Origin of the sequence: Bradyrhizobium yuanmingense (assembly GCF_029167105.1) — a bacterium.
GTDB classification, from domain to species: Bacteria; Pseudomonadota; Alphaproteobacteria; order Rhizobiales; family Xanthobacteraceae; genus Bradyrhizobium; species Bradyrhizobium yuanmingense_A.
In genome coordinates this window covers 75563-98233 of the sequence record NZ_JARFML010000010.1, presented here as the reverse complement: position 1 = coordinate 98233, position 22671 = coordinate 75563, and the positions used below count along the sequence as shown (strand labels likewise).

The 22671-nt window shown below is 63.1% G+C and carries 16 protein-coding genes and 1 tRNA gene; 12 read left to right on the top strand and 5 right to left on the bottom strand.

Annotation, left to right across the window (positions count from 1 at the left end):
* From P0R31_RS15235 to P0R31_RS15225, 3 genes are all read left to right on the top strand, one after another.
* Positions 1–564, top strand: coding sequence for a hypothetical protein (locus tag P0R31_RS15235; protein WP_275496870.1), 564 nt, complete (start codon positions 1–3; stop codon positions 562–564).
* Positions 561–2135, top strand: coding sequence for an AAA family ATPase (locus P0R31_RS15230; RefSeq protein ID WP_275496871.1), 1575 nt, complete (start codon positions 561–563; stop codon positions 2133–2135). The genes P0R31_RS15235 and P0R31_RS15230 overlap by 4 nt, the downstream gene beginning before the upstream one ends.
* A gap of 140 nt (positions 2136–2275) precedes the next feature.
* Positions 2276–3550, top strand: a complete 1275-nt coding sequence (locus P0R31_RS15225) for a DUF2130 domain-containing protein (RefSeq protein ID WP_275508774.1) — start codon at positions 2276–2278, stop codon at positions 3548–3550.
* A 44-nt stretch (positions 3551–3594) separates the two neighbouring features.
* Here P0R31_RS15225 and P0R31_RS15220 read toward each other — a convergent pair whose 3' ends face one another.
* The 4 genes from P0R31_RS15220 to P0R31_RS15205 all read right to left on the bottom strand — a co-directional run bounded on the left by P0R31_RS15220 (position 3595) and on the right by P0R31_RS15205 (position 10371).
* On the bottom strand, positions 3595–5100 hold the full coding sequence (locus P0R31_RS15220) for an argonaute/piwi family protein (protein WP_275508773.1): 1506 nt from the start codon (positions 5098–5100) through the stop codon (positions 3595–3597).
* A complete protein-coding gene (locus P0R31_RS15215) occupies positions 5090–7867 on the bottom strand; it encodes an SIR2 family protein (protein ID WP_275508772.1) in 2778 nt (925 codons plus the stop codon). The genes P0R31_RS15220 and P0R31_RS15215 overlap by 11 nt, the downstream gene beginning before the upstream one ends.
* A gap of 358 nt (positions 7868–8225) precedes the next feature.
* Positions 8226–10196 carry a DUF6538 domain-containing protein gene (locus P0R31_RS15210; protein ID WP_275514759.1) on the bottom strand — a complete coding sequence of 657 codons (1971 nt, stop codon included), beginning with the start codon at positions 10194–10196 and terminating at the stop codon, positions 8226–8228.
* A 100-nt stretch (positions 10197–10296) separates the two neighbouring features.
* A tRNA-Gln gene (locus P0R31_RS15205) sits at positions 10297–10371 on the bottom strand.
* 243 nt (positions 10372–10614) lie between these two features.
* On the opposite strand from P0R31_RS15205, the gene P0R31_RS15200 reads away from it, so the two are divergent.
* The 9 genes from P0R31_RS15200 to P0R31_RS15160 all read left to right on the top strand — a co-directional run bounded on the left by P0R31_RS15200 (position 10615) and on the right by P0R31_RS15160 (position 21977).
* Positions 10615–12393, top strand: a complete 1779-nt coding sequence (locus P0R31_RS15200) for an acyl-CoA dehydrogenase (protein ID WP_275514758.1) — start codon at positions 10615–10617, stop codon at positions 12391–12393.
* Positions 12394–12520: 127 nt separating this feature from the next.
* Positions 12521–14182, top strand: coding sequence for a bifunctional metallophosphatase/5'-nucleotidase (locus tag P0R31_RS15195; RefSeq protein WP_275514757.1), 1662 nt, complete (start codon positions 12521–12523; stop codon positions 14180–14182).
* Between the two features lie 123 nt (positions 14183–14305).
* On the top strand, positions 14306–15235 hold the full coding sequence (locus tag P0R31_RS15190; RefSeq protein WP_275514756.1) for a histone deacetylase family protein: 930 nt from the start codon (positions 14306–14308) through the stop codon (positions 15233–15235).
* A 74-nt stretch (positions 15236–15309) separates the two neighbouring features.
* Complete coding sequence (locus tag P0R31_RS15185) at positions 15310–15561, top strand: exodeoxyribonuclease VII small subunit (protein WP_008132970.1); 252 nt, start codon at positions 15310–15312, stop codon at positions 15559–15561.
* Between the two features lie 474 nt (positions 15562–16035).
* On the top strand, positions 16036–17964 hold the full coding sequence (dxs, locus tag P0R31_RS15180) for a 1-deoxy-D-xylulose-5-phosphate synthase (RefSeq protein ID WP_275514755.1): 1929 nt from the start codon (positions 16036–16038) through the stop codon (positions 17962–17964).
* Positions 17965–18172: 208 nt separating this feature from the next.
* A complete protein-coding gene (locus tag P0R31_RS15175; protein ID WP_275514754.1) occupies positions 18173–18727 on the top strand; it encodes a nucleoside 2-deoxyribosyltransferase in 555 nt (184 codons plus the stop codon).
* A gap of 95 nt (positions 18728–18822) precedes the next feature.
* Entirely contained in the window at positions 18823–19557 is a 735-nt protein-coding gene (locus P0R31_RS15170; protein ID WP_275514753.1) for a TlyA family RNA methyltransferase, read from the top strand.
* Positions 19550–20797, top strand: coding sequence for a class I SAM-dependent RNA methyltransferase (locus P0R31_RS15165; protein ID WP_275514752.1), 1248 nt, complete (start codon positions 19550–19552; stop codon positions 20795–20797). Before P0R31_RS15170 ends, P0R31_RS15165 begins: the two co-directional genes overlap by 8 nt.
* Positions 20798–20897: 100 nt before the next feature.
* Positions 20898–21977 (top strand): Acg family FMN-binding oxidoreductase, encoded by a 1080-nt coding sequence (locus P0R31_RS15160; protein ID WP_343299319.1) that lies wholly within the window; start codon positions 20898–20900, stop codon positions 21975–21977.
* On the opposite strand, the gene P0R31_RS15155 is transcribed toward P0R31_RS15160, so the two are convergent.
* Positions 21974–22573 carry a hypothetical protein gene (locus P0R31_RS15155; RefSeq protein WP_275514751.1) on the bottom strand — a complete coding sequence of 200 codons (600 nt, stop codon included), beginning with the start codon at positions 22571–22573 and terminating at the stop codon, positions 21974–21976. The two genes, P0R31_RS15160 and P0R31_RS15155, sit on opposite strands and share 4 nt — an antisense overlap.
* Positions 22574–22671: the final 98 nt, after the last annotated feature.

Here is a 22671-nt window from a genome sequence, read left to right as displayed (position 1 = left end):
ATGCTGAAAAAGATGGAAATGCCGGCACACAAGTGCCGGCAACAGGATCTGGCCGTCCTGGCTGGCGACGCTGCGGATCTGGCCCGGAAGAGCATCTGGCCATCCACCTCTGAGTGGCCTTTCGAAGCCCGGGATATCTCACCGCTGGCGTGGTGGCGGACCCTGCCCGCAGATCTCCTGCGCGACGCTGAGCACCTGCTGGTGATCGACACGCTCGGCAGGATTTCGATGTTCGATCGCGATGATAAGCTTCCTGCGGCGGTGCGTGGTGACACCGCCGCCGCCATCGGGGCAGCGCTCTCGCTGCTGCCCGTCGATGAGGTAACGCTTGCTGTCGACATCACTATGACGGCGCTGCTGCGATGCGCCCTTGGAGGTGACGCGACATCAACTGTGGTCCTCGCGAATATCCTTCATCGCATTGAACTCAACTATCCGCTCGCAGCCGAGTTGTCGTTCTCCTGGTACACGCGTCTTGCCCGGGGTTCTTCCCGCTGCGGATTCCGCGCACTCCGACGCTCCGGTTTCCACGACAGGAACGACCACGCGGAGGACAAAGCATGAGCACCACGAGCGATAATGGCGACGACCTCGATCTGCCGCCGGCGGAGGATACGATCTCAACCGGCGCCGCTGCCGATTCGGCCGATTCGGATGAGCGCCTGAGGCGTCTGCCCCGGCTTCTGCGCTACGCAAAGCTCATCATGGATGAGGCCGATCACATTGTGGAGCGGCTCATCGCGGAAGTCGACGAACTCTGCCCACAATTACCACATAACCTTGCATGGGCCACTGGCAGATCGCTCGAGGCCGCATTGGCACTCGCGGATGAACTTGACCGCCTTGCTGCCGCTCAGAATGAGCCGGTGTTTAGGGGTATTGCCGATAGCGTCCGGCTTGTGAGCTTACCGACACCATGCACTGACGAATACTTCGAGCTGCACCGCAGGGTCGGCAAAGCCCTGGTCCAGGCGCTCCGCGTAGGTGTCAGGCACGCCGACGAGGAGCTCTGCAGCGATCTCGAAGGGTTCACTTACGGTTGGGCCGCGCTGCCGGCTTGCACCCACGTTCTGCCGAAGATGGTCTCAGCAGCCGCGAACGCCGATAGGCTTGGATACCGCATGGCTGAGCATCGCATCATTGCAACCAAGGCCGCGCTCCGACGCAAGTTTCAGGAGGAGGAAGAAGAGCGCAGAAAGAGGCAGGAGTCCGAGCGGCGGACCGAAGCTGTCCAGGAACAGTCCAAGGCAGATGCGGACGCCATTCCCGACCACCATCTCGTGGTCGCGCGCCTGTCCGACCTCGAGATGAAGAGCCAGAAGCTCAAGGACATCATCGGCCCACTGAAGAACGCCATCAACACCGCGTTGCCGCTCGTGCAGACGCCATCCCTGCACGACGCGCGCAATGCTCTGCTATTCGAGTTCCCGTACGCCGCCGAAGTGGTTGACTTCGCGCTGGCCGACCTCGTCGGGCGAACCACGGTGAAGCTCCGTCCTATGCTCCTCCTGGGCGAACCCGGCGGTGGTAAGAGCCGGTTCGCGCGCCGAATCGGTGAGGTGCTGGGTCTCCACGTTTGGCGGACCGACGCCAGCCGTTCCGACGGCGCGGTGTTTGGCGGGACTGATCGCCGTTGGCACAGCGCCGAACCATGCCATCCATTTCTTGCTGTCGCGCAAGAGCGCCTCGCGAACCCGCTGGTTCTCATCGACGAGATCGAGAAGGCCGCGACCCGATCAGATTATGGTCGGCTGTGGGATTGCCTTCTCGGTTTCCTCGAAGCCGAAACGAATCGCCGATACCCGGACCCGGCGTTGCAGACCAATCTCGATCTGTCGCAGGTGAGCTACATCGCCACGGCAAACAGTCTCGATCCGCTGCCGAGCCCTATCCGGGACCGTTTTCGCATCGTGACGTTTCCCAAGCCGACCGCAAAAGATCTGAACGCGTTGTTGCCGGCGGTGATCGCTGACCTCGCTAACGAGCGCGGCCTCGACCAGAGCTGGGTGCCGCCGCTCGATGGCGTCGAGCGCGAGGCCGTCGCCAAGCACTGGCCCGGGGGCTCGGTGCGGCGCCTGCGCCGCATCGTCGAGGCCATCCTGCGAGAGCGCGACATCCGCGCATCGAGGAACTGATCATGGCGGACCAGAGCGACGGAAAGACGAGGCCGCTATTGCCGCGGCCGCCGCAATTGCGCGGGATAACCCGCGCGCAGGGCTTAAACGGCGCACCCTCGCCCGGTACTATCGCGGGCAATCCTTAGAGGACCGATGCCGTGACCGATCCCCAGATCGTCTGCCCAAACTGCCGCACCGAAATCAAACTGACAGAATCGCTTGCCGCGCCCCTGATCGCCGAAACGCGCCGCAAGTTCGACCAGCAGCTCGTTGCCAAGGAAGCGGACTTTGGCCGGCGCGAAGCGCTACTCAAGCAGGCTAGCGAAGAAATCGCGAAAGCTCGCGAGACCGTTGACGAGCAGGTTGCGGCTAAGCTGAAGGCAGAGCGGGCCAACATCACCGAGGCGGAAGCAAAGCGAGCGCGTCTGGCGGTCGCCGACGAGCTGAGCACCCGCGACCAGCAGTTGACCGAATTGCAGCGGATGCTTGCAGCCAACAACGAGAAGTTGGCCGCGGCCCAGAAGATCCAGGCGGACATGCTCCGCAAGGAGCGCGAGCTCGACGATGCCAAGCGCGAAGTCGAGCTCACGATCGAAACGAAGGTCCAGCAGGCACTCGCCGCTGTGCGCGACAAGGCCAAGCTGGAGGCCGAGGACGGCTTCAAGGCAAAGGTTGCGGAGAAGGAAGCCCAGATCGCCGGCATGAACCGGCAGATCGAGGAACTCCGCCGCCGGGCCGAACAGGGCTCACAGCAGCTGCAAGGCGAAGCCCTGGAGCTCGAACTGGAATCCCTGCTTCGTAATCAGTTTCCGCGCGATCTCATCGAGCCGGTGCCAAAGGGTGATTTTGGTGGCGACGTCCTCCACCGCGTGTTCGCTCCTGGTGGGCAGGCTTGCGGCAGCATCCTCTGGGAGTCCAAGCGAACCAAGCGTTGGAGCGACGACTGGCTGACCAAGCTCCGAAGCGACCAGCGCGCGGCCAAAGCGGAGATCGCCCTCATTGTCTCCAGCGCGTTGCCGAAGGATATCGAAACCTTCGGACTGGTCGACAATGTCTGGGTCGCGGAGCCCCGGTTCGCCGTTCCGCTGGCGATCGTACTCCGGCATGGGTTGATCGACCTCGCCGGCAGCCGTCAGGCTCAGGAAGGCCAGCAGACCAAGATGGAAATGATGTACGGCTATCTGACCGGTCCCCGCTTTCGCCATCGCATCGATGCGATCGTGGAGAAGTTCACTGACATGCAAGCCGACCTCGACCGCGAGCGGAAGACGATGATGCGGCTGTGGGCCAAGCGCGAGGAACAGCTTCGCGGCGTGCTCGACTCCACCGCCGGCCTCTACGGCGACCTTCAGGGCATTGCCGGTCGGGCAATGCAGGAGATCGAGAGCCTTGATTTGCTGATGATTGAGACGAAGGGCGAAGCGGCAGAGTAGCTTGGAGCCCAGAGCTTATCAGTCAGCGAAGTGCCCCCTTCGCTTCAAACGAAATATCGGAAGGATGTGACCGGTTCGCCCTCATCCTCACCGTATTCGTCCAGAATGCCCCCAACCCGACGGGCAAAGGAAAGTGTCACTGGCCACTTGCCCCGAATATCGGCTGTGTTCCAGTTCATCCGAGTTAGGTTAAGAACGTCCTGCGCTGCCGAAATATGATCCCCGTCGCCAATGCGACGGATTTCAAAGGGTTGCGGGACATGCGGTCCAGGATATGTGCCGAGCTCAGGCATGTAACCGGATGTAAAAAGATAGCTTCGGGCATCGTTGACAGAACATACCGTGCCGACCTTGGGCGGGTAGGCGCCAAACCGGATCAGCCGAAACGCGCTGGGCACAAGCGTCACCATTTCAACGATAGGAATGTCTCGCAGCGCCTCGGAGAACCCCTTCTGCTCGGCCTGATCGAAGAAAGTCGTTTTATGCACGACCATGCGCAGGGGTGCGCCGCCAGTTCGCTTTTCATATTCGACAAGAACGTTCTTGCAGAGATTGAAAGCTTGATCTTCAGACAAATGAAGATTTCGTCTCTGATCGGCGTCCGCCGGCACTCCTTGCCCTCGGATAGCAAAGCCTTCCCCCTCGCTCGAAAACGCTTGAGCGAGAGTCGACTGCACGATATGGCGTTGCGTCGTTCGAAAATGATGAAAGCTGATGCCGACGAAACAGGTCTCGGGTCCATCGGTAGGCAGTCGCCAAGGCACATTGCCGGCCTTATAGTAAAGTCCGACGGTAAAATTCCAGGCGCGGGTTGCGGGATCTTCGTTGTAGGGACCGTCTACCAATAGTCGCTCAGTGACAATCTGTATGGGCAGCTTGTTTGCCATGGCGCGGGCCTTCAGGGCGTGCCGAAGGTCGCGCTTCAGAAAATCCTCTTCGGTTTGCTCGACCTCTTGCAACATGTCGAACATGTCCATCTGTCGACTTTCGCGCGATTTCGCGATCGCTTTTGCTTTCTTCTTTTCCTCGGCCGTCAAGTCGCGTTCTACCGAGCGAACCTTTTTGAGCACATCGTCGGAGATGCAAACGATAACCACATCGGGCCGATTGGTGTCCCGTTTTGCGAGACGGGCATGGGCATCACTGTACAGATCGACAACCTTCTGGAAGCTTCTGAATAGATCATCGTCATCCAGCGCCTCCTCAAGCGGATTCCGGCGTTCGCCGTCGAGATGCACCGACCATCCATCGGAATCGACGAGTGACATGTGAAACGTCTTTGCGAACCCCGGAAACGGCTTTTGTAACAGTGATGGCGTACCAAGCACTGGTACAGGCGCGCGGCACCGCTCAAGCCAGCGCCGGGTCTGCTCAACGAGCTGGCGTGGACCAATGATACCGACCTTGACCTGGGTCTGACGGGCCGCGCCAAACCGCAGGTCGAAAGGCCCGGCGAGATCGAGTCCGACCTTCGGATCGGACGTTGTCACCGCGCCGCCAAACTGGAGTTGTGGTGGCCTGAGTTCCCGAACGGCGAGCCTAATCGTCATTATCTTGATCTCGCTCGTCGTCTTCCTCTTGATCGCGATCTTCTGACTGCGCCTCCTCCTCCGCGAGTGCGCTCAGTTCGTCGTCCAGATTCTCGAGATCGGCCTCTATCTCGCTATCCAGTTCCTCGGATTCACTGAAGGCAGTGGAACTGAATGCTACGGTCGGCTGACTTCGAGACAGCAATATCGTCGGCGCATAACTGGAAAGATCGTTCTGACGCTCAAAGGTGAGGGCAAAGACTCCGTCCGCATCTTCAGAAAGGATGGACGCCCAGAACGTGACATCGTGGTGAACGGTTGGATTAAAATCGCGTGCAGCTCGACGTGTCGACAAAATATTGATCTTCTCGCGCCCTATCGGCTTGCCAACGCCGTCGCGAGTGAAGGCATAACCGGGCGTCAGCAGGACTGCCCAATCGCCTCCAAACGGCATCACGGTAAAGCCAAAGGCTTTGTGCTCATAGTAGAGAACGTCATCGGTACCACGACGAACACGAGCCTTCACGACGGTGCGTGTTGCTCGCTTGAGGCGCCCCTGATAGGTGATTTTCCGCTCGCCCCGCTCCTCTTTCGGAAAATAGGCTCGGCGGCGGCTGTAGTCGATCGCCAGTCCGAGTTTGCGCAGATGCTCGAAAATCGCCTCGTTCATAAGCTTTAGCAGGATGTTCTCGCCGTTTGGCTGATCGAGGAGTTCGCGAAGCGTGAGCGACTCAACTTCTCCCTCGTCGAAGGGCGATACAAGCTCGCGCGCGATTTTCTCCAGATCATAGAGGGTGAAGAAGCGGCGATCATGGACATGACCCGGTGGCACGGCCAAACCGGCGGCTTCTTTCTTGAGCCGCCATGCCGCGGTGGAACTGGTGGCTGTGTGCCAGATCTTGGCCGGCATTTCCTCGATCGGCAGAAGGTTGGTCGTATAGCGCACGGTATCCGTAACAGCCGGAACGGCAGTATTGGTGACCTCATCCACCGCCTCCGGCCGCGCGTGGATGGTAACAACGAAATTCTCGTTGTTCGCGTCAGGCCCGAAATGGACCTCCCCGTTGTTGTTCAACGTGAGTGACCAAACGTCGCCAAGCCCTGAGCCCGAGCGGTCCATTTGGCCGCCGCCATAAAACAAGTCGGTGATGACTGGATTGCGATAGCCCTTGATGCCTCGACTACCGCTCCTGACGACTGTCTCGAGTGTCTTACCGGCCATCTGGGCTGCAACTTCAGCAATGATGCCGCCCGGACTCGAGACGCGTATCTCGCCGGGCGTCACCTCAATCCTAACTGGTGCCTCACGGTCGTAGTCGCGGTGGACAAGCGCATTCACCACGACCTCCTTGAGCGCAAGACTGTCGTAAGGATAGGCAGTTCGGGAGATCTCCTCCTTTAAACGAAACGACACGTTGACCAGAGCAAGCAGATCAGTGAGCGCGTTCAGCTGCGACCAGAGATTTCCGGATATATCCTGTTCAACGGAAATGAAGCCGTCCTTGTCAGGCTTGTCGGTGGCGGAGTCATCGCCGAAACACCGCTTGATCCAATGGACGGGTCCTCGGGCCGAGAACGCCACGGTGGCTTGAGCCGTCTTGCGTTCGGGCGAAGGTGCAAACAAGAGCCACCCCGCGAGCGTCGGACGCAGATCGTTGCCCACGCTCCTGAGAAGATTTCGAACCCTGGCCTCCTCTCTGAGCCAAGCGCGATCGGGATTTTCTGGCGCGTTCAGGCCGAGTCGTTTGGCATATTGCGTCAAGCGCTCACGCAACATCTTGTCGTCGAGATCGTCGGCGTCGACCGTCTCCAGAGCTCGCATATCAGACGGCAAATCGGTTTGGCCGTAGGCATGGCTCCGCCGTATCGGCTGCGCGCCTTCGGAACGCAACCGATCCCATAGGTCGTACTGGAGCAATTCGTCGAACCCAACGATCGGGACGATCTGAAAATTGGTGCCTATTGCTGCCGCGAGTTCTTTGACCAACGGCGAAAGCGGCTGTTGCATGTCGCTTTCGCGAACACACCAGTACACCCCCTGCGCAAAGGTATTTGTGGCATTGATCTGCTCGAGCAGAAGCCCCCTCATGACGGATGGCTCATTGCCCCGATATCCCACGACGATCAGCGGATGATCGCGCAGCAGCGGGACCAGCCGCTGGACGATCGGCGCATCCAGCTGATCCACTTCGTGGTCGAGGTTTTTATCCGAGTAGTGTTCGACGGATCCGTGCAAATAGACGAGTTGAGGATCGGGCGAGGCGGCATTGAATCTGACGAGATCATCGGACGTCTTGATCGAAACCAAGAAGTGCGGCTTGTTCTCGAGGACTTTCGCCTCCTCGATACAATGATCGAAGTTGGTCGTTAGGACGGTGTTGATCCAGCCCTCGTTGAGAATGCGCACGAGCGCGCGATAACCGCTCTTTGGAGCCACGCCTGGCGAAATTAATCGCTCGAAGAAATCACGACGTTGCTTGCGGACTCCAAGGAGCTTTTCGATGATCTTGGGATATTGATCGGCGAGCGGAGCGTGCTCCGAAAACCATGGCTGGCGGCAAAGCCAAGGCCAATAGTCAGACCGTTGAATCCGGATATCCTCAGGTGAACGGCCGGCCTCTCTACACCAGGCCCATCGCGCTGCCTTTTCCGCCGTGGCAGCAGCAACTGGAATCCCTGATGTGACCGACGCCCCGGCGCCCAGCAGGAGTACTGGGCTTGATCCGTCAAGCAGCAGCGAACGGATATGACCTGGCGTTGACGTCTGAAATGTCGGTTCGTCCGGCACACTCTACCCTTGCTGCCGCAGCGAGACCGCCTCTCGATGCCGCGGCCTGTGGATGGGATATCCGACATTTAAGATGATTCGCTTGCTTCTAGCCCGCCGTCCCGCAACCTTTGGTATGGTTGTACGCGCTATGCACAGCAGGGGAGCCATGGTGAACAGCTCACGCCCGGAACTATAAGAGTATGATTTTACGATACATTTCCCCGAAGTACCATCAGAGCTTCGCATTACGCGGCATTCCCAAACGGTGCCCGTCGGCGGCAGTGAAGACCCATCCGACCGATCGAGGTGACGACAGCAGAATTGGAGAAGCCACATCGTGCACTATCAGCGATCAAAGAAAGTATCCCGGAGCTGCTCAGACCCTGCGCTTTGAGCGCGACGGCTGAGAAAACGGCGCGACCTTCTTTTCCGCTACCCACGGTATCAGCTGTACCTCACGAGGCTCCAAATGGCCCGTTACGACCGGGAGCTTCTGCACAAATTCGTATAGTGCCGCGATCTCGTGCGGCTCGCAGTACCGCTCGCTGGTCTCGCTCTTGCCGCCGTGTCCGAGCAGATCGGCACGATCCTCCTCCACCACGGACTTCTTCTTGAGCTGCGCGCCGAACAAGTGGCGCACCGCGTGCGACCCAAGCCCCTCCTCCGTCACGCCAGCGGACGTCAAAATCGGCTTGAACTCCTTATAGAAGCGATCACCCAGCGGGGAACGGCTGGAGGGAGAATACAGATCAGGGAAAAGCAGCTCATAGCCGAGCGACTTGATGGCCCTCACGTATTCCGCGAATTTGAGCCGCAAGACTTCGGGATTGAGCGGGACATTGCGCTGGGATTGCGGATTCTTGATCCGCCGCCGCTTGTTCTTGCCGATGTGGATGTAGGGGATCGGGCCGTTGTCCAGAACGACGTCATCGACCATCAACCCGCACAATTCCTCCCGGCGGCAGCCGGTATAGTAGATTAGGATCGGCACGAAGTAGAGAGCGCAATGGAATATCTGGCGCAGGGTCTCCGGCCCGGATTCCGCCAGCCGATTCCAAGCTGCACAATTGTTAAAGGGAGGCGTCCGGAAGATCGCCTCGGCCTTCTCGATGGGCAGCTTGGCTCTTTCGTCGCGGGCGCGCTTTTTCTTGCCTTTCGAGCGCAGTTTAACGAGATCGATCTTTTCCAGGCTAGTCACGCCACGCGCAGCTGCGTGCCGAAAAATCTGACCAAGGAACGTAAGGTGACGATTGAGCGTGTCGCCGCCGATCCCACGGCTCTTCGCATCGCGTGCCGACGCGTCGGCGCGCAGCTCGGCGATGGTCCGATGCTCATCCTTCGGCGATTTGCCGTAATGCTTGTAGACCTCCGAACGCATGAAATCGACGAACTTACCGACGCGTTGCTGATCAAGCTCATCTAGTCCCTGGACCAGCTGGTCCTGCAGCATGAACTTGACGAACAAGTTCGAGATGCTCCGAGCTTGCCTTTGAGTTTTCTCGTCCCAGTGACCATCCTTGGCGTTTTGCTGGATGACATTTTCAGCGAAAGTGGAGAGGTCCGTCATCGAGAGGGACGTTGCGGCGGGACGATCCACGGCCTTCGGTGGATCGTTTCTCCGGAGGTTGATGCCAGGCTCGGGTGATTCAACTTGCTGCGGTGGATCGTTCATGGCCATGAGCATGCGATCCACAAAGCCCACATCTTCTATGCGCCTGCCTCCGTAGCGTCGATCGATTTCGGCCAGGGCGAGCTTCATTCCCCGGAAATACGTGCCCTGCGCAACGTCGATATTCATCGCGGTCGGGGCACCGCCCACTGCACCGATCATGCGCCCGAGCACATGCTGATTGGTCGGCACGATATCCTGAAAGCGGAGCGTCATCAGATGGTGTTGTACGGCTTCGATATCGGCCTCCGATAGTCCGTCGGCAGCCATGCGGAGGCGATCCTCGGCACGCACGACAGCGGCCACGCCCTGAGCATCGAGCAGAGCGTAGCTCCAGAAGGCCCGCTTGTCGGCCATCCGTTCCCGCTCGAAGTCGAAGCCGGGTGCACTCTTGGCAGCGTGCGCGACCCGCTCGAGCTTCGTCAGATGGGTATCGACGACGCCGCGGAGCATTGTCTCAATTTGGGACTTCGACATGTGCAGGTCGGCACGTTCGGCGAGCATCGCGGCATCTTCCAGGATCAGATCGAGCTGAGCACCCATCCGACGTGCCACGACAGGGCTGGTCGTTCGGAGGCTCAGAAAAACATGCGATCGATCCAGAATATTGGCAAGGGAACGCGGCGCGCGACGGCGCCAGTAGTACACGGCTTCCCGGCGAAAGATGTGGACAGCCATTGCGAACACCACCCTGTGCAGCAGCAGTGTGTCGCAGAGCTGTGCAGCAGCTCCCCAGCCAGGCCGGTTTCGCGAGTGATTTCAGGCGGAGCGGGCAATCTGGCTGGGGCGGGAGGGATCGAACCTCCGAATGGCGGAATCAAAATCCGCTGCCTTACCGCTTGGCTACGCCCCAACTGACGACGAACGGAACGGGTAGAACCGGTACCCGCAGATTCCCGTCGGTCGCAGCCGGTCTATAGGGAGCGGCGCGGCATTTCAACCGCCTGGAGGGGTAAAAACGGGCCCGGCGGCCGACACTCTGTTCTGGACCCCAACGGCCCTCCCCGTTCCGGCCAGGCCATCGGCATCCCGGCAGTTGAGACCGCTCCCGTTTCATGGGAATACGGCGCCAATATCTGTTCTCGGGGAGTGAGCCATGACCTACCGCGCGCCGATTTCTGACATGCTGCTGTCGCTCAACCATGGCGCGGGCCTCAAGGCCGCAGTGGAGGCCGGCCATTACGGCGATTTCGACGCTGACCTCGCGGCCGCCGTGCTGGAGGAAGCCGGCAAGTTCGCATCCGACGTGCTGGCGCCGCTCAACAAGGTGGGCGACGAACACGGCATCAAGCTCGAGGGCGGCAAGGTCACGACCGCGCCGGGCTGGCCTGACGCCTACAAGCGCTGGACCGAGGGCGGTTGGAACGCGGTGTCCGGCCCGGAGGATTTCGGCGGCCAGGGCCTGCCGCTCGCGATCAACGCCGCCTGCACCGAGATCTGGAGCGCGGCCAACGTCGCCTTCGGCCTCTGTCCGCTGCTGACGGCGTCGGCGATCGAGGCGCTGGACGCCCACGGCAGCGACGAGTTGAAGCAGATCTATCTCGAAAAGCTCGTCTCCGGCGAATGGACCGGAACGATGCAGCTGACCGAGCCGCAGGCCGGCTCCGACGTCGGCGCGCTGCGCACCCGCGCCGAGAAGCAGGCCGACGGCACCTATCGCATCAAGGGGACGAAGATCTTCATCACCTATGGCGAGCACGACATGACCGACAACATCGTGCATTTCGTGCTGGCGCGTCTGCCCGATGCGCCCGCCGGCACCAAAGGGATTTCTCTCTTTCTTGTTCCCAAGTTCATGGTCAATGCGGACGGCTCGCTGGGGCAGCGCAACGACATCTATGCGAGCGGCGTCGAGCACAAGCTCGGCATGCATGCTTCGCCGACCTGCACCATGACCATGGGCGATCATGGCGGCGCGATCGGCTATTTGATCGGCGAAGAGAACCAGGGCATGCGCTGCATGTTCACGATGATGAACCAGGCCCGCCTCGGCGTCGGCCTGGAGGGCGTCGGCGTTGCCGACCGGGCCTACCAGCAGGCCCTGTCGTATGCGCAGGAGCGCCGCCAAGGCCGCGCGGTCGGCAAGACAGGCGACGGCTCGGATGCGATCTTCGTGCATCCCGACGTCAAGCGCATGCTGATGCGGATGCGGGCCCAGACCGCGGCCGCGCGCACCATCTGCTATGCGACGGCCGTTGCGATCGACGTCTCGACCCGCGCCAAGGATCCGAAGGTGCGCGCTGAAGCCGCCTCACGCGCGGCGCTGCTGACGCCGATGGCCAAGGCCTATTCCACCGACATCGGCAACGAAGTCGCCTATCTCGGCGTGCAGGTGCATGGCGGCATGGGTTTCATCGAGGAGACCGGCGCGGCCCAGCACTACCGCGATGCCCGCATCACCGCGATCTACGAGGGCACCAACGGCATCCAGGCCATCGATCTCGTCACGCGCAAGTTAGCTGCCAATGGCGGCGCATCGGTGTGGGCGCTGCTCGACGAGCTCTCGGCAACGGTCAAGCAGGTGGAGGCCTCCAACGATCCCGCTTTCGGCACCACCGGCACCAAGCTGCGCGAGGCGCTGGAGGCGCTCACGCGCACCAGCAAATGGCTGCTGGAGCGCGTTGCCTCCGCGCCGAACGACGCGCTTGCGGGGGCGACGCCCTATCTGCAGCAATTCGGCGCGACGCTCGGCGGCTGCCTGCTCGCCTCCGAGGCACTCGCCGCTAAGGCCGAAGGCCTTGGCGATGCGCCGCGCTACGTCGCGCTGGCGCGCTTCTTCGCCGAGAACATCGCCGTGCAGGCCGGCGCGCTCGAGCGCACCGTGACCGAGAGCGCGGAGTCGGTCGCATCGGCGGATGCGGCGTTGCTGGGGTGAATGGCTGATCCGGACGAGGCGGCGGCGTTCGGTGGATGAATGGATTCCGGGCTCGCGCTCCGCGCGCCCCGGAATGACGAAGAGAAACCTTCGTGAAATCTTCGCGCCGAACGAATAGTCTCATTCTATGCGACATCTGCTCCGCCTGACTTGCTTCGCCCTCGCTCTCACCAGCGCCCTCCCCGCCGCGGCCCAGACCGCAGCTCCCATCGAGCTGCGCGTCCTCGCCATCAACGATTTCCACGGCAATCTGCGGCCGCCGCCGGGCGGCATCCGCATCAACGACCCCGAGGACAAATCCAGGAAGGTGACGGTGGCCGCCGGGGGCGCCGAGTACGTCGCGACGCTGGTGAAGCAGCTGCGCGAAGGACACAAGAACACCATTTTCGTCGCCGCGGGCGACCTGATCGGCGCGAGCCCGTTTCTCTCAGCGATGTTTCACGACGAGCCCTCGATCGAGGCGCTCTCGATGATGGGCCTTGCGATCAGCTCGGTCGGCAATCACGAATTCGACGAGGGCACGACCGAACTGCTGCGCATGCAAAACGGCGGCTGCCATCCCGTCGACGGCTGCCAGGGACCGCATCCCTTCACGGGCGCCAAATTCCACTATCTCGCCGCCTCCACCGTCGAGACCGCGACCGGCAAGAGCGTGCTGCCGCCCTACGAAATCAGGGAGTTCGACGGCGTTGCCGTCGCCTTCATCGGGCTGACCTTGAAGGAGACCGCCGGCATCGTCTCGCCCGCGGGCATCGCCGGCCTCGAATTCCGCGACGAGGCCGAGACGGTGAACGCCCTGGTGCCGCAGCTGAAGGCGCGCGGCGTCGAAGCGATCGTGGTGCTGATCCACCAGGGCGGCGAGCCCGCCGGCGACTACAACGAATGCCCTGCCATTACGGGGCCGATCGTCGACATCGTCAGGAAATTCGATCCCGCCGTCGACGTCGTCGTCAGCGGCCACACCCACCGCGCCTACATCTGCAATATCGACGGGCGGCTCGTCACCAGCGGCGACAAATACGGCACGCTGGTCACCGCGATCGACCTCAAGCTCGATCCCGCAACGCGCGACATCGTCGGCGCCAAAGCCGAGAACGTCATCGTCGCCAATGCTTCGCTGGCCAGGGATCCCGAGCAGACTGCTTTGATCGACGCTTACGACAAGCTCTCCGCGCCGATCGCCAACCGGCCCGCCGGGTCGGTGACGCAGACATTGTCGCGCGTGCCGAACGAGGCCGGAGAAAGCGCGCTCGGCGATATCATTGCCGACGCGCAATTGCTCGCAACCCGCGATGCGAAGGATGGCAGCGCTGTCATCGCGCTTACCAATCCCGGCGGCATCCGCACCGACATCGTTCCGAAGGAGAACGGCGCGATCACGTTCGGCGACGTCTTCGCCAGCCAGCCGTTCCGCAACCGTCTCGTCACCATGACGCTGACGGGCAGCCAGCTCAAGGACATGCTCGAGCAGCAATGGCTGGACCCGAAGCGGCCGCGGATTCTCCAGGTCTCGAACGGCTTCAGCTATACTTGGGATGCTTCAAAGCCGTTCGGCGAGCGCGTCAGCCTCGAGAAGATGACGCTGGGCGGCAGGCCGATCGAGCCTGGAAGCGGCTACCGCGTCACGCTCAACGATTACCTCGCCGTCGGCGGAGACGGGTTTACCGTCGCCAAGCAGGGCACGGCCTTGCAATATGGCGGCTACGATGCGGACGCGCTGTTCGCGTTCTTCCGGGCGCACGGGCCGGTCGGTCCGCTGCCGCCCAGGCGCATCCTCCGGGTGAATTGATCCGGATCAAGCGGGCGGCCCTTTGCCATTCCCGGCCAGGCGCTTAGATTGGGTTTTGCATTGCGTTTTGGCGCCGGATGCGCCAACGACGGCAAAAGCCCGTTTTTCCGTGAGGCCGACCTGATGAGCACGCTTCTCCTTTCCCACAAGGCCTGCCTCGACCATGTCACGCCGCCGGGACACCCTGAGAGGCCGGATCGCCTGCGCGCGGTGGAAGAAGCCTTGTCGCATGAGCGCTTCCAGTTCCTGGCGCGCGAGGAGGCGCCGGAGGGCGATCTCGATCTCGTCACGCTCTGCCACAACGAGCATTACGTCACCGAGCTGCGCCACATCGCGCCCACCAGCGGTCAGGTCTACATCGACGGCGACACCTCGATGTCCCCGGGCACGTGGGAGGCGGTGATGCGCGGCGTCGGCGGCGCGGTTGCGGCGACCGAAGCGGTGATGGCCGGCGAGCATCGCAACGCCTTCGTCGCGGTCCGCCCGCCCGGACATCACGCCGAGATCGGCAAGCCGATGGGCTTCTGCTTCTTCGACAACGTCGCGATCGCCGCGCGCCACGCCCAGCGCAAATACGGCATCAAGCGCGCGGCCATCGTCGACTTCGACGTGCATCACGGCAACGGCACGCAGGACATCTTCTGGTCGGACCCGACCGTGATGTACTGCTCGACGCACCAGATGCCGCTGTTTCCGGGCACCGGCGCCAGAAGCGAGCGCGGCGATCACGACACCATCGTCAATGCGCCGCTCGCCTCCGAGGACGGCGGCCCGGAATTCCGCATCGCGTTCGAGAACCTGATCCTGCCGCAGCTCGAGAAATTCAGCCCCGAGCTCTTGATCATCTCGGCCGGCTTCGACGCGCATTATCGCGATCCCTTGGCTTCGCTGAACCTGCGCGCGGAGGACTATGCCTGGGTGACGCGCAAGCTGATGGATCTCGCCGACAAGACCGCCGGCGGCCGCATTGTTTCGGTGCTCGAGGGCGGCTATGACCTGCAGGGACTGAAGGAATCTGTTACGGCGCATGTCGGCGCCCTGATGGGCGCTTAGACAGACCCGCCACATTACGCCCGTAAAACTCTGCTTTCTCCAAGGTGAAGCGAATCGGGCAATCGGAAACGGATATGGCCGAAAACACTCAAGTCGACGTCTCCAGGCTCACCTTCGAGCGCGCGATCGAGGAACTCGAAACGATCGTGAAGCGGCTCGAGGACGGCAAGGTGCCGCTCGAGGAATCCGTGACGATCTACGAGCGCGGTGAGGCCCTGAAGCGGCGCTGCGAGGAACTGCTGCGCCAGGCCGAGGCGCGCGTCGACAAGATCACCACCGATGCCAGCGGCCAGGCCACCGGCACCGCGCCGCTCGACGTCCAGTAAGGTACGTCCGCGCCCGAATCCGGGCATCGAGGCCGAGAAAAGCTCCTGTTGAGGCGAAAAGCCTGCCAAGGAACCGAGCGAGGGCGGAACCCGCTGACCCGGGCCGAGGTTAACTACTCTGGCCCGCGAGTTGCACCTGCATACCCCTAATCGGTCCAGCGGGTTGGCTTTGGCCCAAGCTTTGGTGTAAAGCTGCGCGGAGTGTGGCTTTTTGTAAGCCTTGCGTGGGCACCGATTACCGACGACAAGTGCTTCAAACTGCTGATGAAATTGGCTTGGGACGGACGAAGCCGATCTAAGTGACAGGGATCACAGAGACTGAACCGGAGCACACTTAAGCTTACCTAAGCTTGAAGGCGGGGCCTTGCCCCGTGCAGGTGGCTCCGACGGTTATAGGACTCGCGCTGCGCCGATATTGTGCAAACCCATCGCGCACCGGAATGACCTTCCGGTGCTGACAAATTGGAAATCGCCGTGAACGCATACAGTAAGACGCCGCTTCTCGACACCATCCGGACGCCGGAAGATCTGCGCAAGCTCAAGGTCGAGCAGATTCGCCAGGTTGCCGACGAGTTGCGGCAGGAGACCATCGATGCCGTCTCGGTGACCGGTGGTCACTTCGGCGCGGGCCTCGGCGTGGTCGAGCTCACCACCGCGATCCATTACGTTTTCGATACGCCGCGCGACCGGCTGATCTGGGACGTCGGCCACCAGGCCTATCCGCACAAGATCCTCACCGGCCGGCGCGACCGCATCCGCACGCTGCGCACCGGCGGCGGCCTGTCCGGCTTCACCAAGCGCAGCGAGAGCGACTACGATCCGTTCGGCGCGGCGCATTCCTCGACCTCGATCTCCGCCGGCCTCGGCATGGCCGTGGCGCGCGACCTCTCCGGCGGCAAGAACAACGTTATCGCCGTGATCGGTGACGGCGCGATGTCGGCCGGCATGGCCTATGAGGCCATGAACAATGCCGGTGCGATGAACTCGCGCCTGATCGTCATCCTCAACGACAACGACATGTCGATCGCGCCGCCGGTCGGCGCCATGAGCGCCTATCTGTCGCGCCTCTACTCCGGCAAGACCTATCGCACGTTGCGCGATGCGGCCAAGCAGATCAACAAGCGCCTGCCCAAGATCCTCGCCAACCGCGCCAATCGCGTCGAGGAATATTCCCGCGGCTTCATGATGGACGGCGGCACGCTGTTCGAGGAGCTCGGCTTCTACTATGTCGGCCCGATCGACGGCCACAACCTCGACCATCTCCTGCCGGTGCTGAAGAACGTCCGCGACATGGAAACCGGCCCGATCCTGGTCCACGTCGTGACGCAGAAGGGCAAAGGCTACGGCCCGGCGGAAGCCTCCGCCGACAAGTACCACGCCGTCGTCAAGTTCGACGTCGCGACGGGCACGCAGGCCAAGGCCAAGCCGAACGCGCCGGCCTATCAGAACGTGTTCGGCCAGAGCCTCGTCAAGGAAGCGCAGAAGGACGACAAGATCGTCGCCATCACCGCGGCGATGCCGTCGGGCACCGGTGTCGACATCTTCAACAAGGCGTTCCCGGACCGCACCTTCGACGTCGGCATCGCCGAGCAGCACGCGGTGACCTTTGCCGCGGGCCTTGCGACCGAAGGCTACAAGCCGTTCTGCGCGATCTACTCGACCTTCCTGCAGCGCGGCTACGACCAGATCGTCCATGATGTCGCGATCCAGAGCCTGCCCGTCCGCTTCGCCATCGACCGCGCCGGCCTCGTCGGCGCCGACGGCGCGACCCATGCCGGCTCGTTCGACAACGCCTATCTCGGCTGCCTGCCCAACATGGTGATCATGGCGGCGGCCGATGAAGCCGAGCTCGTGCACATGGTGGCGACCCAGGTTGCGATCGACGACCGTCCGAGCTCGCTGCGCTATCCGCGCGGCGAAGGCCGCGGCGTCGAGATGCCCGAGGTCGGCATTCCGCTCGAGATCGGCAAGGGCCGCACGATCCGCCAGGGCAGCAAGATCGCCCTGCTTTCCTTCGGCACCCGCCTCGCCGAATGCGAGAAGGCCGCCGACGAGCTCGCCGCCCACGGCCTGTCGACCACGATCGCCGATGCGCGCTTCATGAAGCCGCTCGACACCGAGCTGGTGCTCAAGCTCGCGCGCGACCACGAGATCCTGATCACGATCGAGGAAGGCTCGGTCGGCGGCTTCGGCTCGCATGTCGCGCAGTTCCTGACCGACCAGGGCGTGCTCGACAGCGGCATGGTCAAGTTCCGCTCGATGGTGTTGCCCGACGTGTTCCAGGACCACGACACCCCGGCCGCGATGTACGCCCGCGCCGGCCTCGACGCCAAGGGCATCGTCGCCAAGGTCTTCGAGGCGCTCGGCAAGGATGTGAAGACCGAGACGGTCAAGCTGGCTTGAGCTGGTTAACCTCTCCGGCTTGCGGGAGAGGTCGGACGCTCCTGGCGATTCGAAGCATCGTCCAGTGCGATCCGGGTGAGGGCTTTGTCCTCTTGGGGGTTCTCGCCCGTGGAGACACCCCCTCCCCAACCCTCCCCCGCAAGCGGGAGAGGGAGCAGAGCAGGCGCCGTCGCACGCACCTCGACCTAAATTTCTTCGGCTTCACTCGATGAAAATCTATCTGGCAGGCCCCGACGTGTTCCTGCCGGATGCCGTCGAGATCGGCCGGCGCAAGGTCGATATCTGCGCCGCTCATGGCCTCACCGGGCTCTACCCCCTCGACAACGCGATCGACCTCACCGCGCGTGACGCCTCGCGGCAGATTTTCTGCGGCAACGAGGCGATGATGGACGCGGCCGATGCCATCATCGCCAATCTCACGCCGTTCCGCGGCGCCGGCGCCGATCCCGGCACCGTCTATGAGCTTGGCTACATGGCCGGCCGCGGCAAGTTCTGCCTCGCCTATTCCAACGACGGCGCCGCCTATGCCGACCGCGTCTCGCGCTTCATGGAGGTCATCTCCGAGAACGGGCGGCTGGTCGATGCCCAGGGGCTGACGGTCGAAGATTTCGGCCTTGTCGACAACCTCATGATGATCCATGCGCTGGAGCTGCACGGCTGCCCGCTGGTGACACCAGCCGCGATGCCGATCGACGTCTGGCACGACCTCACGGCGTTCGAGACTTGCGTCCGGATGGCGGCCGCGCGATTGATCGCTACATAGAGCATGATCCGGACCCGAAGGGCCGCGTTAGCGCAAAGTGTGCGCGGTTTTCCGATAGGATCATGCTCACCAAATAAGCCTTCTCGAGTGAACCGATGCCCCCTGCCCGCAAGCGCGCGGATGTATTGCTGGTCGAGCGCGGCCTGTTCGAGAGCCGGGCGCGGGCCCGCGCGGCCATCGAGGCCGGCCTGGTCACGGCCGACGACAAGCAGGTCTCAAAACCGTCGGAGACGATCGCAGAGGATGCGGTGATCCAGGCCGAGCCCGCGCACCCTTACGTCTCTCGCGGCGGCGTCAAGCTCGCCGGCGCGCTGGAGCGGTACAGAATCGACATCGAGAACCATGTCTGCCTCGACGTCGGCGCCTCCACCGGCGGCTTCACCGAGGTGCTGCTGGCGAACGGCGCGAGCCTGGTGTTCGCCATCGATGTCGGCACAAGCCAGCTGCATCCCTCGCTGCGCGATCATCCCAAGATCGTGTCGATGGAGGAGACCGACATCCGCAGCTATGAGGGCAAGCGCCTGCCGGCGCGCCCCGATGTCGTCGTCATCGACGTCAGCTTCATCTCGCTGAAGACGGTGCTGCCGGTGGCGCTGTCGCTGGCGGCCGCGCCGATGAGCCTGCTGGCGCTGATCAAGCCGCAATTCGAGGCGGAGCGGAAGCACAACAAGAAGGGCATCATCCGCGATGCCGCCGTGCACCGAGAGATCTGCGACGACATCGCGGCCTTTGCGGCGTCGCTCGGCTGCACCGAGATCGAGGTATTCCCCTCGCCGATCACGGGCGGCGACGGCAATATCGAATTCTTCCTGGGCGCGCGCCGTGGTTGAGCGCATCAAGATCGATCACGTCGGCCATCGCGGCGACGGCGTCTGCCTCGCCGCTGGCGAGGCAATCTATGTGCCTTACACGCTCGGCGGCGAGACCGTCGAGGTCGACCACGTCGCAGGCCATCATCCCGACCGCCGCAAGCTGCTGGCGGTGGAGGTCGCAAGCCCGGAACGCGTCGAACCATTCTGCCCGCATTTCGGCGTGTGTGGCGGCTGTGCGATCCAGCATTGGGCAACCGAGCCGTATCGGGCCTGGAAGCGCAATATCGTGATCGAAACGCTGGCGCAGGCCGGCATCGATTGCGAGGTGGCGCCGCTGGTCGACGCCCACGGCGCCGGGCGCCGGCGCATTACGTTGCACGGCCGCTTCGGCACGCACGATATCCTCAAGGTCGGCTTTTCGGCTGCGAGCTCGCACGACGTCATCCCGATCCACCGCTGTCCGATCCTCGATCCCGCGCTCGAGGGCGCGCTCGATGCCGCCTGGGCACTGGCCGAGCCGCTGACGTCCAAGATGCCGGTGACCAAGCCATTGGACATCCAGGTCACCGCGACCGCCAATGGCCTCGATGTCGACGTGCGCGGCTCGGGCCCGCTGCCGACGGCGCTGGTCACAGCGCTGTCGCGCGTCGCCGAGCAGCACCGCCTGGCGCGGCTGACCCGGCATGGCGAGCTGGTGCTGCAGCGCCTGCCGCCGACGGTGAGGATGGGCCGCGCCGAGGTGACGCTGCCGCCGGGCTCGTTCCTGCAGGCGACGGTGGCGGGCGAGGAGACGCTCGCCGCGCTCGTCGCCGAGCGCATCGGCAAGGCCAAGGAGGTGCTCGACCTCTTCTGCGGCGTCGGCCCGTTCGCGCTCAGGCTCGCGGAGAAGGCTCGCGTCACCGCCTATGACAGCGACGCCGGCGCCATCGCGGCGCTGGCGAAAGCTGCGCGCACACCTAGCCTGAAGCCGATCAAATGCGAGCCGCGCGATCTGTTCCGCCGCCCGCTGGTGCCGCAGGAACTGCGGGACTTCGACGCCGTGGTGTTCGACCCGCCGCGCCAGGGCGCGCAGGCGCAGGCGCTCAAGCTTGCGGCGAGCAAGGTGCCGGTCGTGATCGCCGTGTCCTGCAACGCCGCGACCTTTGCCCGCGACGCACGGCTCTTGATCGACGGCGGCTATCGGCTGGAGTCCGTGGTGCCGGTCGACCAGTTCCGCCACACGCCGCATGTCGAGCTGGTGGCGCGGTTCGTGCGGTAGGCTGAAAATGCGTCGCCGGCAGCCTTGATGTCGGTCAATCGCTCCGCCCTCGGCCGGCGCTAAGAATGCCCTCGCGCAATCGAAGCGGAGCGGAGCAGGCGTGGCTAACCGGCGACAATTCATCACGACCGCGCTCGGGCTTTCTGCGGCAGCGATCAGCGGCCCCTCTGCCGCGCTGGCGGCGATGACCTATGACGAGGCCATCAACGCGTCACGGGCTCCGCTGCGAGCCACGCCGAGGGATCGCGAGCTCGTCCGGTTTGCGACGCTTGCGGCCAACAGCCACAACACCCAGCCGTGGATCTTCTCCGTCCGCGGCAATGTCATCACGATTGCGCCTGATGTCGCGCGGCGCTGCCCGGCCGTCGATCCCGACGATCATCATCTCTTCGTCAGTCTCGGCTGTGCCGCCGAAAACCTCATCCTCGCCGCGGCCACGCTGGGCTGGCGCGCCGATCCGGTCGTCGACGGCGATCGCATCGTGATCACGCTCGACGAGGCCGCTCCTGCCGCATCGACCCTCACTGAAGCAATTCCCGTCAGGCAATGCACCCGCGCGGCCTTCGCCGGCAAGCCTGCCGCGCCCGAGATCCTGCGCAAGCTCGAGAACGCCTGCCGGCAACCCGGCGTCGCTGCGATCCTGATCACCGAGCGTGCCGGGATGGCCGATGTCACCGACTATGTGCTCGAAGGCAATTCGGCGCAGATGCGCGACAAGGCCTTCATGCGCGAGCTCGTCGACTGGATCCGCTTCAACGAGGCAGAGGCGGTCGCGACCATGGACGGACTGTTCGCGCCCGCATCGGGAAATCCTGCGCTGCCGTCCTGGATGGCACGGCCGCTTCTGAAGCTGTTCTTTACCGAGAGCGGAGAAAACAAGAAATACCGCGAGCAGCTCGACAGCTCCGCCGGTGTCGTCGTGCTTGCGGCCGATCGCAGCGACACCTCGCACTGGATCGCGGTCGGCCGCGCCTGCCAGCGCTTCGGCTTGCAGGCGACCGCGCTCGGACTGAAATATTCCTTCGTCAACCAGCCGGTCGAGGTCGCAGCACTGAGGCAACAATTCGCGACCCGGCTCGGTCTCGGCGAACGACGCCCCGACATCGTGATGCGCTTCGGCGCCGGCCCAAGCCTGCCGAGATCGCTGCGGCGTCCGCCGGAGCTGGTGATGCGATCCTAACGCCGAAGGCCGCTCAGGGCCGGCGATTCGCCGGGCAGCATGTTCGATCTGATATCGCTGTCCATCCGGCCCGAATCCTGCTGGGAGTAGCCGACGCCGAACGACAGGCTGAGATTTGAGGTCGGCTTGAATTCGACACCCGCAAACCCGCCATAGCCGGGCGCGAAGCCGGAAGTGAGCGGCGCCAGCGAGCTGCCGATGCCGTTGCCGTATTTCAGCGTGTCGAAGCCGGCAAAGAAGGTGACGGGCATGCCGCCGCCGGTCTTCATCTGATAGCCGAATTGCGTGCTGTCATAAGAGAGCGCGCTGAAATTGCCGAGCGAGCCCGCCTGGTTGAAGCCGCTCACTCCGAGATTGCCACGTTCGCGACCGATGAAGAAGCCGTTCGCAGAGCTCGCACGCCAATCGGCCTCTCCGGCGTTGAAGCCCGCAAAGTTGCCATAGGTGTCGGAGCTCAGGCCGGCGGCGCCGCCGAGGCCGAACGGCCCGCCGGGAATCCAATATCGCAGCGGCGCCACTTGCGCGTGAACCGGCGCTCCGTCCAGGCAGAACACGGCGAGAGCTGCGAGAGCGCATGAGCGTGCAAGGTCGAACATTCTGGCTACCATCTAAAAACCCTTAAAATTATACTCCTCGACCATCATCAATGCCAGCGGAGTGACCGCGCCGGCATCGCAGGGCTCGCCTGCGCCGC

Coding starts and splice junctions, on each gene's coding strand:
- P0R31_RS15235 (WP_275496870.1), top strand. CDS start 1: ATGCTGAAAAAGATGGAAATGCCGGCACACAAGTGCCGGCAACAGGAT.
- P0R31_RS15230 (WP_275496871.1), top strand. CDS start 561: ATGAGCACCACGAGCGATAATGGCGACGACCTCGATCTGCCGCCGGCG.
- P0R31_RS15220 (WP_275508773.1), bottom strand. CDS start 5,100: ATGACGATTAGGCTCGCCGTTCGGGAACTCAGGCCACCACAACTCCAG.
- P0R31_RS15210 (WP_275514759.1), bottom strand. CDS start 10,196: ATGGCTGTCCACATCTTTCGCCGGGAAGCCGTGTACTACTGGCGCCGT.
- P0R31_RS15200 (WP_275514758.1), top strand. CDS start 10,615: ATGACCTACCGCGCGCCGATTTCTGACATGCTGCTGTCGCTCAACCAT.
- P0R31_RS15195 (WP_275514757.1), top strand. CDS start 12,521: ATGCGACATCTGCTCCGCCTGACTTGCTTCGCCCTCGCTCTCACCAGC.
- P0R31_RS15190 (WP_275514756.1), top strand. CDS start 14,306: ATGAGCACGCTTCTCCTTTCCCACAAGGCCTGCCTCGACCATGTCACG.
- P0R31_RS15185 (WP_008132970.1), top strand. CDS start 15,310: ATGGCCGAAAACACTCAAGTCGACGTCTCCAGGCTCACCTTCGAGCGC.
- P0R31_RS15175 (WP_275514754.1), top strand. CDS start 18,173: ATGAAAATCTATCTGGCAGGCCCCGACGTGTTCCTGCCGGATGCCGTC.
- P0R31_RS15170 (WP_275514753.1), top strand. CDS start 18,823: ATGCCCCCTGCCCGCAAGCGCGCGGATGTATTGCTGGTCGAGCGCGGC.
- P0R31_RS15155 (WP_275514751.1), bottom strand. CDS start 22,573: ATGTTCGACCTTGCACGCTCATGCGCTCTCGCAGCTCTCGCCGTGTTC.